The sequence below is a fragment of the Cryobacterium tagatosivorans genome, from assembly GCF_004402215.1.
Taxonomy (GTDB): domain Bacteria; phylum Actinomycetota; class Actinomycetes; order Actinomycetales; family Microbacteriaceae; genus Cryobacterium; species Cryobacterium tagatosivorans.
In genome coordinates, this window is the sequence record NZ_SOEZ01000017.1 from 1 (window position 1) to 13,298 (window position 13,298).

Consider the following 13,298-nt stretch of genomic DNA (forward strand, 5'->3'; position numbering starts at 1 on the left):
CCCGCCTGCGCGCCTGCCCGCCTGCGCGCCTGCCCGCCTGCACGCCGTCGCCGCGTGCGTCGCGCCCTGCGCGGGCGACCTGAGGGCGTCGCCTGCGCCCCCGCGCCGCGTGCCCGCCGACGTGAGGGGTCGCATATCGACCTTCCGGGGCATCCGGAAGGTCGATATGCGACCCCTCAGGGAACGGCGGCGTCAGGCGATGCGCGCCGTCAGTCGGTGTCCGAGGCGCCCTGCATGTTGCGGGTCACGACCGCCATCGTGCGGGTCGCGTCTTCCTCCGAGGTGAACTCCACGAGCTCGGTTCCCGCCACGACCTCCGGAGTGTGGTTGGGGGTGATGATGTACGCGTCGCCCTCGTTGAAGACCTCGTCGCCCTCCGGCCGGTGGATCGTGAGTTGGCCGCGGATCACATAGCCCCAGTGGGTGCCCTGGCAGCGGTCCTCGGGCAGGCCGCGGTAGTACGGCGTGAAATCGGCCGCTTCCGGGTATTTCGAGATATCCATCACGTACCCGTTGGTCACCGTGTAGCGGGTCTCGTAGCCGGGCATCGTCGGCTCCGTCACCAGGTTCGCCTGGTCATCTCGGGAAAGTTTGGGCATCTTCTCGCTCCGTCCTTGTCATGGTCTGGTCTGGTCCTTGTCAGGGTCCTGGCCAGGCGACCCCATGGCGAGGCCGACTCGTCGAACACGCAGCCATTGTGCTCCGCCGTGCGAGGCAGGGCGAGGGGGCGCGAGCAACTTCAGGCCCGGAGGCGACCATCCCGTCGAACAACACCCCCGCAGTCGCCGCGGCCTTGTCTGCCTGGGGTATTCTGCCGATCCCGGTCCTGAAATTCGGCAGCGCGGTCCCCCACGGCCCGGCCTGGCAGGGCACCAACTTTCCACTCGTTCGCCACGCGCGAAACCCGCGCCACAACACGCCTCGGCGACCTCTACACAGGACTTTCGGAGGTTAAACAGATTGTTCGGTCAGAAACCGCTGGCACGGTAGTCGTTTCGCCTGCGCCGATCCCGAGCGTGCAGGCCCGATGCTCAGCGAGCCCCGACGCCACGATGCGTGGGCACGCAATCTGGAATACATCTATGCGCTCTGAATCAACACTCGAAACCACCCGCAGGCAGAACAAGAAGACCCGTAAGGAACGATCGCACCGCATCGCGATGTTCGGCGCCGCGTCCCTCGCGGTCGTCGGCCTCGTCACCGGCGGCGCGTTCGCGGCCCAGGCCTCGGCCGAGGCGCAGGAACGCGTCGCGGCCACCACCGAGCTGGCCGAAAGCACCGGCTTCGACCGCGCCCAGCTCGGCTCCTACGCCGGGATCGCCAAGGCGCACACCGAGCAGGATGCCACCATCGCCCTGGCCGCCGCGAACAAGGTCATCGCAGCCAACAAGCACAAGGTGGATGCGTCCGACCTCACCGAGGTCGCCAGCTCGCTGGCCAGCTTCGAGACCCTGCCCCTCGACAAGGTCGTCTCACTGACCGCCGAGACGAAGGCCGAGACCGTGTCCGTGACGCTCGCTGCCGCCGAGGCCGACCGCGCCGCTGCTGCTGCCGCTGCCGCCAAGGTCGCCGCAGCCCAGGCCGCCGCCGCCGAGGTCGCAAAGTCGCTGGCGACATCCAACACGCCGGAAGGCGCGAAGGCGACCGCCCGGGCGATGGCCCAGTCGAAGTACGGCTGGGGGAGCGGCGAGTTCTCCTGCCTCAGCCAGCTCTGGGAGAAGGAGTCCGGCTGGAACTACAAGGCCTACAACCCCAGCGGGGCCACCGGCATCCCGCAGGCGCTGCCCGGCAGCAAGATGGCCACGGCCGGTTCCGACTGGGCGACCAACGCGACCACGCAGGTCGCCTGGGGCCTCGAGTACATCAGCGCCTCGTCGTACGGGACTCCGTGCGCCGCCTGGTCGCACTCGCAGTCGTTCAACTGGTACTAAACCCGCAGTCCTAGCGCTGAGGGGTCGCGGGCGCACGCGCCGCACCCCTCTGCCCGCGGTCCTCTCCCTGAGGGGTCGCAAATCGACCTTCCCGGGCCTCGGGAAGGTCGATTTGCGACCCCTCACAGCGTTCCGGAGGTCACAGCGCGCCGGAGGTCACAGCGCGCCGGGGTCACAGCGTTCCGGGGTCACAGCGCGCCGGGCTCAGAGCGGGCGAGTGGTCCAGGCCGCGAATTCGGCGAACAGCGGCGTCGCGAACACGACGAACACCGCGACATTCGCCACGACAGTGGCCCAGAACACCGAGCGGAAGCTCGCCTTCTGCGTCTTGTGGCGGAGCACCTGCTGGGCGACGACTGCGCCCGGCCAGCCACCGGCGAAACCGAGGAAGAACAACGTGCTCTCCGGCACGCGCCGTCGGCCCCCGCGGGCCGCGGACTTGTCGGCCGCGTACACGATGAAGCTCAGGATGCTCACGCCGAGGTAGATCCCGGCGACCCAGTACGGGAGCGGCCAGACGAGGCTGATCAGCAGGTAGCCGATCGCAAACGCCAGGATCGCGAGGTAGGTGCCGGGGCCGGAGCTGCGCCGGGTTCCAGGCCGTGCCGGGCTCTCGCCTCGTGACCGGCCCCTGGCCAGGACTCGCCGCGCTCGCCGTTTCCCCTCGCGCGACAGCTCGACCTCGAAACTGAGAACGTCACCAACGGCAGGACGAGCCGAGCTCGGCGCGAAGGCCTTGATGTGCACGAAGGTGCGTTCGCCGCCGTGTGTCGCGCTGATGAATCCGAAGCCGCGCTCGTCGTTCCACGCCGTGAGGGTGCCCTCGACGCGCTTCACTGCAGGACCCATGCTCAGAGCGTAGCGGGCGGCACCCGCTCGGCCGGCGGCATCCGCTGGGCTACGCGTCCTGCGGAACGCGGATGATGAGGCTTCCGGGCTCGATCCACGTCTTCAGTGCCACGGCCTTGCCGAAGCCGTCGCCGTCGAGTTCGATCTCCTCGGGGTGGTGCAGGCGCAGCACGAGCTCGGTGCCGGTGGCGTAGTTGAGCGCGTCGACCTCCCTGGTCTTGAACTTGCGCCCCAGGCGGGTGCGGCTGAGCACCCCGTTCTCCCAGATCACCTTGCCCAGGATTTGCAGCCAGCCGAAGATGCCTCCGGGCTTGAGCACGATGATGTCGAACACGCCGTCGTCGACCGCGGCGTCCGGCAGCAGCTCGATCTTGGCCGGCAGCGACCCGCAGTTGCCGATGATGATGGTGTGCGCGCGCAGGGACTGCTCGGGCTTCTGGTTCAGGCGGTACCGGAAATGCAGGTCCCGGCTGTCCTTGCCGACCGCGAGCAGCGCCTTGACGTAGGCCAGCCAGCCGGCCTTCTTCTTGAGGTCGTCGTCGGTGTTCGCGAGCATTTTGGCGTCGAGGCCGAGGCCGGCCATCACGAGGTAGGTGTGCCGGTCGACCGACTTGTCCTCGCGCTCGATGTCGATCAGCACGACGTCGATGGTGCGGTCGCGGCCGGTGAACGCCGAGCGCACGGACAGCTCGAGGTCATCGAGCACCAGCTTGAGGTTGCGGGCGAGCAGGTTGCCGGTGCCCGACGGCAGCAGGGCCAGCGCGCAGTCGGTGCCGTGCACGACCTCGCCGACGGCGCGCACCGTGCCGTCGCCGCCCGCCACGAGAATGACGGATGCCCGAGCCGCGATCGCCTCAGCGGCCTGCCCCTGCCCCGGGTCGTCCTCCGAGGTCTCGAGCCAGAGCGTCTCCGGCCAGCCGGCCGCGGTTTGCTCGGCGCCGACGAGCCGCTTGAGATTGTCGAGGTCGACCTTGATCGGGTTGTAGACGACGGCGGCGAGGTCCTTGCGCGGAGCGGAGTCTGCCGGGGTCGCGGCTGCGGGCTTTTCGGTGATCGTCATGGGGCCGTCCGTCCATCCGGGTTGGGTGAGGGAATCCTATCGAACTCACTACTGAGACGGATGTCCCGCGCACTTCGTCACGCCCGGTGGTCGAGCTTGTCGAGACCCTCCGCCGAGATCCGGATGCCCGCCGAGAGTCGCCGAATGTGCCGAGAATCGCCGCTACAACGGCGACTCTCGGCACATTCGGCGACTCTCGGCGGGGACCCCGGTCGCGACAAGCTCGACTGCCGGGGCACGCGGCCACCGGGCACGCGGCCACCGGGCGCGCAGTCACCGCTGGGCCGGGCCTCGATCACGGGGTCCCGAAGAACTCCACAAGCGCCGGCGCGAGTACGGCGGGGTCGGCGGCGTGATCCTGTCCCTCAAGCGTGACCTGCCGGGCGCCCGGGATCGCCTCCGCGATCACGGACCCGGCGATCCCCGCCCACGCCGGGCTGTTCCTCCCGTGCAGAAGCAGCGTGGGCACGGCGATCCGGTGGAAGCGTTCGATCGGAACCGAACCGCCGCCGACCAGGGCGAGGTCGTAGGGCAACGTGTGGGCGATGGCCAGCATGCCCGGCCAGAAGGGCAGCTGCGTCATGCCCTCGACCGCGGCGGGGTCGGCGCCCGTGCCCTCCATGAACAGCACGGCGGCGCGTTCGCGATCGCCGGCATCCAGAGCGGCGTGAACGCTCTGGCCCCAGCCGTCGAGGCTGGGACTCCCCGGCTCCGCGGCCGTGTACGGCGGCTCGTAGGCGGCGAGCCTCGTGATCGGCAGGCCGGCGGCCGCCGCCTCGAGGGCGAGCACGGCCCCGGACGAGTGCCCGTAGACCAACGCCGAGCCGCCGGCCGCCTCGATGAGCGCGGCGAGATCCTCGACCTCGCGCTCGACGGCATACGGCTGGATGTCGGTGCTGTCGCCCCGGCCGCGCCGGTCGTAGGCGTAGACGCGGTAGTTCGCGGCGAGCAGGGAAGCGATCGCGCCGGCCGACTGCCGCGTGCTGAACGCGCCGCCCACGAGGATCAGGACCGGTCCGGTGCCCCTCGTCTCGTAGGCGAGGGTGCTTCCGTCGGCTGACTTCACGGTCCGGGTCATCTGGGGCTCCCTCATCGTCGGCGCGTAGGTGTCGGTGCGTACCTGTCTGCGCGCATCATCGGCGCGTACCAGCCGGCGCGCATCTATTGCGCGCAGCACGGCGCGCAGCTACAGGCCACCCTGACCCCGCCGGCAGGGGAACGCAAGCAGCTCGTCCGTGTGAGGGGTCGCATATCGACCTTCGTTGGCCGATTGAAGGTCGATTTGCGACCCCTCACGGCCAGAGCTGGATCGCCTAGGCCTCGGGTGCACCGGCCCGGTGCAGTGCTTCCTCAAGCAATTCCAGGTCGATTCGGGCGTGCTCGAGTGCGATCTCGCTCGCGTCAGAGGCCCGCTGGTCACAGATCGCATTCACGAGCCTGTCGTGGTCGGCCAGGGCGCGCAGTTCCATGGCCCGCATTCCCGTCGTCGACCCCCACAGGTGAGCAGGAGCCGCAATGCTGACCTGGGATTCAAGCTCGAACAGCACGGACTGAAGCGTTTCGTTGTGCGCTGCCGCGCAGATGGCGAGATGCAGCAGCTCGTCCGCGCGCTGCGACTGGGGTCCCGAATCGGCCGTGCGGAAGGCTTCGAGGCGCTCGCGCAACACGGTGGTGTCTTCCTCGGTGCGCTTCTCCGCGGCCGCCCCCGCGATCGCACCCTGCAGGCGACTGACCGCGTCGCAGGTGTCGCGGATGCTCTCCCAGCGAACAGACAGCGTGCGGCGCACAGAGGCGTTGGACGTCGAGGTCCACTGCTCGCGCACGAACGACCCGCCGCCGCGACCTCGCTGGGTCTCCAGCAGGCCCTGTTGCACAAGCCGCGCGATCGCCGACCGAACCGTCATGCGGCCCACTCCGAGGGATGCCGCCAGTTCGCGTTCGGCAGGCAGCTTTGAGCCGGGAAGGTACTCGCCGATGGCGATCGCGGTAATCAGGCGATCCGTGATCTCATCCGCGCGTGACACGGGTGCCAGCAGCGTGCCCAGGGTGCCCGCGGAGTCCACGGACGGAGCGCCAACCGGCTCCAGCCGCGAGCGAACACTGCCGGTCATCGGCATCCTCCATCTGCGGTTGGCCTCGCAGGCAGTTTCTGCGGGTACTACGCCATATTAAACCCGAAAGATTGGTCTTGTCACGAGACCATTCTTGCGTCATGCTGATTCTCACGGTTCGTCGGTCCAATCACACAAGCGATCACACGGCCAATCACACAAGCGATCACACAAGGGAGTGCAGTGCCCACAGTAACCACGAGGACCATTCCCTTCCGGGCCTGGCAGACGTGGGTTCGCATCACCGAGCCGGATGACGCCCGAGCTGGTGCGCTTCCCCTGATCGTGCTCCACGGCGGTCCGGGCATGGCCCACAACTATGTGCGCAACCTCGGCGAACTCGCCGACACCGGACGTACCGTGATCCATTACGACCAGCTCGGCTGCGGCAACAGCACCCATCTGCCTGACGCTCCGGACGAGTTCTGGAATCCCCAGCTCTTCGTGGACGAGTTCACCAACCTGGTTGCAGAGCTGGGCCTGTCCGACTACCACCTGCTCGGCCAGTCCTGGGGCGGAATGCTGGGCGCCGAGATCGCCACGCGCCGCCCCGCCGGCCTCCGCAGCCTGGCCATCTGCAATTCGCCCGCATCCATGGCGTTGTGGGCCGAGGGCGCCGCCGAGCTCCGGGCCCAATTGCCTGACGACGTGCAGGAGACCCTGACCCGGTACGAACTCACCGGCGCGATCACGCATCCGGACTACCTGCGGGCGGCCGACGTCTTCTACGAGCGCCATGTCTGCCGCACTGTGCCGACCCCGGACGACTTCCAGGAGAGCGTCGCCCAGATGGAGGCGGAACCCACCGTCTACCACACGATGAACGGGCCGAACGAGTTCCATGTCGTCGGCACTCTGCGCTCCTGGAGCGTCATCGACCGGCTCGACCTGATCGAGGCGCCGACGCTCGTGGCGGCCGGCGAATTCGACGAAGCAACTGCCGGCACCTGGCAGCCCTTCGTCGACCACATTCCCACAGTGACCAGTCACGTCTTCCCCGACGCGAGCCACTGTGTGCACCTGGAACACCCCCAGGCGTTTCGGGCCGTCATTGGCGACTTCCTTGCTCGCCATGATTCCTGAACCGCGCCATCACCCACACCCCTAACGAAAGAACACACCGATGACCGCATCACCGAGTTCGCCGGAGCTCAACGCGCAGCAGCAGCTTGAGTCCTTCGGCTATAAGCAGGAACTGAAGCGTTCCGTCTCCACCACCGATCTGCTCATCTACGGGCTGATCTTCATGGTCCCCATTGCCCCGTGGGCCATCTTCGGCACCGTGTACAATGCTGCCGAGGGCATGGTTCCACTGGTCTACCTGATCGGCCTCATCGCCATGATCTTCACGGCCCTCGCCTACGCGCAGATGGCGAAGTCGATTCCCCTGGCCGGCTCCGTCTTCTCCTACGTCGGCCGAGGCATCCACCCCACGGCCGGATTCTTCGCCGGCTGGGCCATCCTGCTCGACTACCTCCTCGTCCCGACTCTGCTCTACGTGTTCGCAGCGGAGTCGATGATCGGCATCTTCCCCGACTCCCCGCGGTGGATGTGGGCGCTCATCTTCGTGGCGATCAACACCGCGATCAACCTGCTGGGAATCACTTCGATCAAGCTGATGAACCGGGTCTTCCTCGCCATCGAGCTGGTCTTTGTCGTCATCTTCGTGATCATCGCGGTCAACGCGCTGGCCAGCGGCTCGGTGCCCGGTGCGGAGTTCACGATCACCCCGCTCTGGGACGCAAGCAAGGTATCCGGGCCGCTGATCGCAGCAGCGCTCTCCATCGCCGTCCTGAGCTTCCTCGGTTTCGATGGAATTTCCACCATGGCCGAAGAGTCCACCGGCGGCCGCAACTCCGCCGGCAAGGCAATGATCATCGCCCTGTTCATCGTGGCCTTCTTCTTCATCCTGCAGACCTGGCTCGCCAGCGCACTTTCCGCTGGACGCGGCACATTCAGCGACAGTGAGGTGGGCAATGCCTTCTTCACCGTCGTCGAAGCCGCATCCAACAGCGGTTGGGCGACCACGTTCTTCGTGGTCAACGTCCTGGCGATCGGAATCGCAAACGCCATGGCAGCGCAGGCCGCCACATCCCGGCTGCTCTTCTCGATGAGCCGGGACCGTCAGCTGCCGAAGTTCCTGAGCAAGATCAGCACCCGCCAGGTGCCGAAGAATGCGATCCTCCTGGTGTCGGCGCTCTCCGCCGTGCTCGTGCTCTTCTTCGTCGGCCAGATCGACCTGATTGCCGCCCTGGTCAACTTCGGCGCGCTCTTCGGGTTCATGCTCCTGCACCTGTCGGTCATCGTGTTCTACATCGTGCGCAAGAAGTCGACGAACTACCTGCTGCACCTCATCGTGCCGGTCGTCGGGTTCCTCATCATCGGCTACGTCCTTCTCAACGCCAGCGACCTGGCCAAGATCGGCGGTCTGGTCTGGCTCGTGCTCGGCGCCGGAGTCTTCCTGTACTACCGCGCCACCGGTCGAAAGACCGCACTGTCCGGCGAGGACCTCGAGCAGCCGCTCGCGGTTCCGGCTACCGGAGAGCGGGCCGGCCTCTAGACCATGGACCACTTCCTGGACAAAAGCCACGGCCAGCCCGGTTTCTCGGCTGATAGCGCCCCGGCCCTCCGCATCGTTCCCGGCACGGGAGAGCGGATCGGATTCGAAACCAGCGACGAGGTGTACGCGCAACTGCACGAGCACCACGACATGGGCAAGCTGACGGCGCAGATCAACCCGGTCACCGGTCCGGTCTACGTCGAAGGCGCCGAACCGGGCGATGCGCTCGCCGTCACCATCCACGAGATCCGGTTGAAGGACTGCGGTTGGTCGGTGAGCCTCCCCGGCTCCGGCGCCTTGCAGAACGTTATGGGCGAGGGAATGTTCACCCGGCGGGTGCCCATCGACGCGGCCGGCGTGCATGTCACGGATCGCCACGTGTTCCAACCGCTCCCCATGATCGGGTGCATCGGCACGGCACCAGCCGTGGGAACGAATTCGACGATCATGCCGTCCTACCCACAGGGCGGGAACATGGATGTCACGGATTGCCGCCCGGGCTCGACGGTGTACCTTCCGGTCATGATTGACGGCGCCTACCTGTCGATCGGCGACATCCACGCGATCATGGCGGAGGGCGAGTCATCCTTCGTCGCGATCGAGGCGGAAGGAATTGCCGTGGTCAGCATCGATCTGGTCAAGGGTATGACCCTTCGGGCTCCGCGCGTCGAGACGGCGGATGAGTGGATCTTCGTCGGCCTGGGAGATCCGGTGCAGGAGAGCATCACCCGCGGCTACGAGGATATGTTCCACTTCCTGGTCGATGACCGCGGCTGGCACGAAGGGGATGCCTTCGCCGTCATGAGCGCAGTCGGGCACTCTCGCCTCGGGGGGCCCACCGGCTCCACAGCGCCCGATCCGCTGCACCCGTTTACGGCCGTCGGCGCGGTCACGGTGCACCGTCTTCCGAAGAGCGTGCTCTGAGTCGGCACGAGTAGGCGGCGCGAGTAGGCGGCGCGAGCCTGTCAGTGAGCATCATCGCTGACAGGCTCGCCGCCGGTTTGGGTCGACCGCCTCCTCCGCGTGAGGGGTCGCATATCGACCTTCGTTGGCCGATTGAAGGTCGATTTGCGACCCCTCACAGCCGGAGTTCGATCACCGGGGGTCGAGCCTGGCGTGCCTGTCGTGCCTGCAGCGCCTGTCGGGACCGCCCCGTCCCCGCGCATCACTAGGCTCTGCCCTGTGACCAGACTCCTGCAGATCGCCACCTCGCTCGCGCTGGCCGCCATGGTCGCGCTCGCCGCGCCCGTCGCCGCGCCCCTCGCCGCATCGGCCGCCGTCCGCGCCGACGTGCAGGACTTCACCTTCTCCTCCTTCGAGGCCGACTACTCCCTCTCCCGCGACGATGCGCAGCACTCGGTCCTCCGCACGGTAGAGACGTTCGTCGCGGAGTTCCCCGACTTCGACCAGAACCGCGGCATGATCCGCGCCATCCCGAACGACTACGACGGAGTCCCGCTGCACACGAGCGTCGAATCGGTCACCGACGCCAACGATTCGCCGGTGGACTACGAGCTCATCGACACCGGCGACTTCACCGAACTCGCGCTCGGCACCGACGAATACGTGCACGGCCGGCAGACCTACGTCATCACCTACACGCAGCAGAACGTCGTGCGCGCCTTCGCGGACACCGACGCCGACGAGTTCTACTGGGACACCAACGGAACCGGCTTCGCCCAGCCGTTCAGTTCGGTCAAGGCCCGGGTGCACGTCGACCCGGCGCTCACCGAGTTCCTCCTCCCGGCGCGGGCCTTCTGCTACGTCGGGGCGGAGGGCGCCACCACGCCGTGCGAGATCAGCACGACGGATGCCGCGGCATCCGGAACCCTGTTCACCGCCGGAGCCCGCAACCTCGCTGCGGGCGAAAACCTGTCGGTGGCCATCGGCTTCCAGCAGGGGACGTTTCTGCAGGTGGCCCCGGTGGCGCCGCCCGACGGCGAGCCCGGCGACGGCGAGTACGAGTACGGTGACCGCGGCTACGGCTTCTTCGGACCGGACTCGCCGGGGTTCAGTCCGCTGCCGCTGGTCATGTTCGGGCTGAGCCTGCTCCTCGCGGCCGCCGCGCTGCTCCGGCGCGCATTCGGGCCGCGGGGCGCGTTGGGCCGGGGCACGATCATCGCCCAGTACAGCGTGCCCGCCGGGTACAACCTGCTCGAGGCGGGCGACCTCGCCGGCCGCACGTCCTCGGCGATCGCGGCGCAGATCGTGAGCTTCGCGGTGCGCGGCAAGGTGCGCATCCTCGACTACCCGGTCAGTGCCGAGGGCGGCGATTACACCCTGCAGTTGCTCAGCAGCGACGGCGTCGACCCCCAGGAACGGCAGCTGCTGGAAATCCTGTTCCCCGGGCTCCGTGGCGGGGACGTGCGCGAGCTCGGCGTCACCAACGACGCCCTGGCCCGCGACCTGGCGGGCTTCGCCCCCAAGGCCCGGCGCTCCGTGACGGCCCGCGGCTGGCGCGCCCGGGCGGGCGGGCGCGGCGGGCTCTGGATCGTGATCGGCCTGCTCGGGATGCTCGTGGCCGGCATCGTGCTCTCCGCGCAGTCCGTCGCGGACACGATCAACGCCATGCCCACCATGCTCGGACTAATCGACTCGGCCTGGCTGTTCCCGTTCTTCTTCGTCACGATGGTGTGCCTGTTCGTCGCGATTGCCGCCGCCCGCAACCCGGAGGTGCTCACCGACGCCGGCGCCGAACAGCGCGACTACGTGCGGGGAATGCAGGTGTACCTCAAGCTCGCCGAGCAGGACCGGTTCCGGATGCTGCAGAGCCCGGACGGTGCGCTGCGGGTGACCGTGCCGGGGTCGATCGGTGGCGGGGTCGGCGGTGGCGGCGGGGAGGTCGACACCGTCGAGCTGGTGAAGCTGTACGAGAAGCTGCTGCCCTACGCTGTGCTCTGGGGAGTGGAGGACGAGTGGGCCGGGGAACTCGCGGTCTACTACGAGCAGGGCGCGGCCCAGCCGGACTGGTTCGTCTCGCAGAGTTCGTTCAACGCTGCGCTCTTCGCCACGTCCCTGCACGGTCTGGCCGGGGCGGTCCAGGCCTCCGAGACTCCGACCCCGGCCCCGTCGACGTGGTCGGGCAGCGGCGGGGGCAGCTTCTCGGGCGGGTCATCCGGCGGCGGCTTCTCCGGTGGAGGAGGTGGTGGAGGCGGTGGCGGCGGGCGGTAGCGGGCATCCTTCGCGTGAGGGGTCGCATATCTTCGCGTGAGGGGTCGCATATCGACCTTCGTTGGGCGATTTAAGGTCGATTTGCGACCCCTCACGCCAGCGGGGGCTCGATCGCCGGAGGGGCTAGGCAGGCGGCCAGCGCCTGCCTAGGCTGGCAATGTCTCGCCCCGCCAGCTCAGCGCACGCACCAACGTTTCGCCCCGCCAGCTCCGCTGCACGCAACCTCGTTCCGGGAGGTCAGTCATGGACAACATCGTGATCGAGAAACCGCCGGTTGCCGCCTGGCCCGCAATCGAGGCGCTCGCGAACTGCGCGGCCACGACCGGGGCGCTGCTCGCCGCGCGGCGCATCCACCTGCCCCGGGCCCGGGTCGGCCGGCGGATCCGCTTCGCCGACGGATCCACGGCATCCGTGTACCGGGAGACCGTCGTCGACCGCGGCCCGACGCGCGAGCCCGCCGTGCTCGTCGTCTGCTTCCGGCTTGTGCTCGTGCGCGGCAGGGGGCACGCCCTGTTCCGGCTGGAGAGCATCCTCAACACCGCACTGTTCGCCGGCTTCCCCGGCTATGTCTCTAAGCTCTGGATGACGCACGACTCCCGCAACACCTACCGCGGCATCTACGAATGGGACGGCCCGGCGCTCGCCGAGAATTACGCGCGCACGCTCTGGCGGGTCCTCGCCCTCGTCTGCGCGCGCGGCTCGATCCACTACCGGGTGCTGCCCGGACTCCGACGCGACGACTTCCTGCGCGACCCGGATGCCGTGGCCCAAGCCGTCGGGGCGGCCGGCGACGGAGCCTGGTGGCTGCCCGCCCGGCCGGCGCTGAGCGAGGCCGTGCTGGCCGTGTCACAGGGGAGCGTGCGCTCGCCGGCACCGACCGCAGCGGCACCGCGCTCGCCGGCACCGCCGACCGCCTCTGGCCCGGCGGGCACGTGACCACCCCGCCCGTCGACGTGCTCGTGGTCGGGGCCGGCACGACCGGCCTCGCCCTGGCCCTGCAGGCGCGCGACCACGGCGCGCACGTGCGCATCGTGGAGCGCCGCGCCGAGCTCTTCCGCCCGTCGCGGGCGATGATCATGCACCCGCGCACGCTCGAGGTGCTCCGCCCGCTGGGCGTGACGGATGCCCTCCTCGCCAGGGGGGACGTGGCCGCCGCCGCCCGCCTGCACCTCAGATCCCGGGTGGTGCCGGTCGGGATCGAACGGCTCGACCTGCCCCGCACCGCCTTCCCGCACCTGCTGCTGATCCGCCAGGCCGACGTGGAGGCCGTGCTGTCCGAGGCGCTCGCCGCCCGCGGGGTCACGGTCGAGCGCGGGGCCGAGCTGGTCGGCATCCGGCCGGGCAAGAGCCACCTGGCGATCCTCCGGCACAACGAACGCGACGAGGAACTCGAGGAGGTCCCGTATCTCTACCTCGCCGGCTGCGACGGCACGGCGAGCGTCGTGCGGGAACGGATCGGCGCCTGGCACGGAGGCGACTACGCCGAGGAGGTCGTGCTGGCCGACCTCGAGCTGGGCGGCACGGCCGCCGGCCCGGCCGGCACGGGCGGCACGGCCGGCGGCCCGGCCACCGCTGCCGACCCCACAGTCCCCGCCGCCGCCGGCGACCTCGCACCC

Annotated in this window: 12 protein-coding genes; 7 read left to right on the forward strand and 5 right to left on the reverse strand. The window is 68.8% G+C overall.

Going from position 1 to position 13,298, the window contains the following annotated elements; all coding sequences use genetic code 11:
* Positions 1 to 209: 209 nt before the first annotated feature.
* Positions 210 to 599: a cupin domain-containing protein gene (locus E3O23_RS03380; protein WP_134488183.1), complete on the reverse strand. Its 390-nt coding sequence runs from the start codon at positions 597 to 599 to the stop codon at positions 210 to 212.
* Positions 600 to 1,082: 483 nt separating this feature from the next.
* Between E3O23_RS03380 and E3O23_RS03385 the strand changes: the two genes are divergently transcribed.
* Positions 1,083 to 1,931, forward strand: a complete 849-nt coding sequence (locus tag E3O23_RS03385; protein WP_134488185.1) for an aggregation-promoting factor C-terminal-like domain-containing protein — start codon at positions 1,083 to 1,085, stop codon at positions 1,929 to 1,931.
* A 204-nt stretch (positions 1,932 to 2,135) separates the two neighbouring features.
* Here E3O23_RS03385 and E3O23_RS03390 read toward each other — a convergent pair whose 3' ends face one another.
* From E3O23_RS03390 to E3O23_RS03405, 4 genes are all read right to left on the reverse strand, one after another.
* Positions 2,136 to 2,780: a DUF1294 domain-containing protein gene (locus E3O23_RS03390; RefSeq protein ID WP_134488187.1), complete on the reverse strand. Its 645-nt coding sequence runs from the start codon at positions 2,778 to 2,780 to the stop codon at positions 2,136 to 2,138.
* A 49-nt stretch (positions 2,781 to 2,829) separates the two neighbouring features.
* Positions 2,830 to 3,840 carry a diacylglycerol/lipid kinase family protein gene (locus E3O23_RS03395; RefSeq protein ID WP_134488189.1) on the reverse strand — a complete coding sequence of 337 codons (1,011 nt, stop codon included), beginning with the start codon at positions 3,838 to 3,840 and terminating at the stop codon, positions 2,830 to 2,832.
* Positions 3,841 to 4,135: 295 nt separating this feature from the next.
* On the reverse strand, positions 4,136 to 4,918 hold the full coding sequence (locus E3O23_RS03400) for an alpha/beta fold hydrolase (protein ID WP_134488191.1): 783 nt from the start codon (positions 4,916 to 4,918) through the stop codon (positions 4,136 to 4,138).
* Positions 4,919 to 5,153: 235 nt separating this feature from the next.
* A complete protein-coding gene (locus E3O23_RS03405; RefSeq protein ID WP_241983300.1) occupies positions 5,154 to 5,957 on the reverse strand; it encodes a FadR/GntR family transcriptional regulator in 804 nt (267 codons plus the stop codon).
* A 177-nt stretch (positions 5,958 to 6,134) separates the two neighbouring features.
* Here E3O23_RS03405 and E3O23_RS03410 point away from each other — a divergent pair, with 177 nt between their 5' ends.
* The 6 genes from E3O23_RS03410 to E3O23_RS03435 all read left to right on the forward strand — a co-directional run.
* The gene (locus E3O23_RS03410) at positions 6,135 to 7,034 is read left to right on the forward strand and encodes a proline iminopeptidase-family hydrolase (RefSeq protein WP_241983301.1); all 900 of its coding nucleotides are present in this window, start codon (positions 6,135 to 6,137) and stop codon (positions 7,032 to 7,034) included.
* A gap of 40 nt (positions 7,035 to 7,074) precedes the next feature.
* Complete coding sequence (locus E3O23_RS03415; RefSeq protein WP_134488194.1) at positions 7,075 to 8,511, forward strand: APC family permease; 1,437 nt, start codon at positions 7,075 to 7,077, stop codon at positions 8,509 to 8,511.
* A 3-nt stretch (positions 8,512 to 8,514) separates the two neighbouring features.
* Positions 8,515 to 9,435, forward strand: a complete 921-nt coding sequence (locus E3O23_RS03420) for an acetamidase/formamidase family protein (RefSeq protein WP_134488196.1) — start codon at positions 8,515 to 8,517, stop codon at positions 9,433 to 9,435.
* A 258-nt stretch (positions 9,436 to 9,693) separates the two neighbouring features.
* Entirely contained in the window at positions 9,694 to 11,682 is a 1,989-nt protein-coding gene (locus E3O23_RS18260) for a DUF2207 family protein (RefSeq protein WP_134488198.1), read from the forward strand.
* Positions 11,683 to 11,925: 243 nt separating this feature from the next.
* Positions 11,926 to 12,618, forward strand: coding sequence for a hypothetical protein (locus E3O23_RS18340; RefSeq protein ID WP_198415116.1), 693 nt, complete (start codon positions 11,926 to 11,928; stop codon positions 12,616 to 12,618).
* Positions 12,615 to 13,298, forward strand: a 684-nt coding sequence (locus E3O23_RS03435; protein WP_134488200.1) for an FAD-dependent oxidoreductase, incomplete at its 3' end; no start/stop codon positions are given. The genes E3O23_RS18340 and E3O23_RS03435, both read left to right, overlap by 4 nt.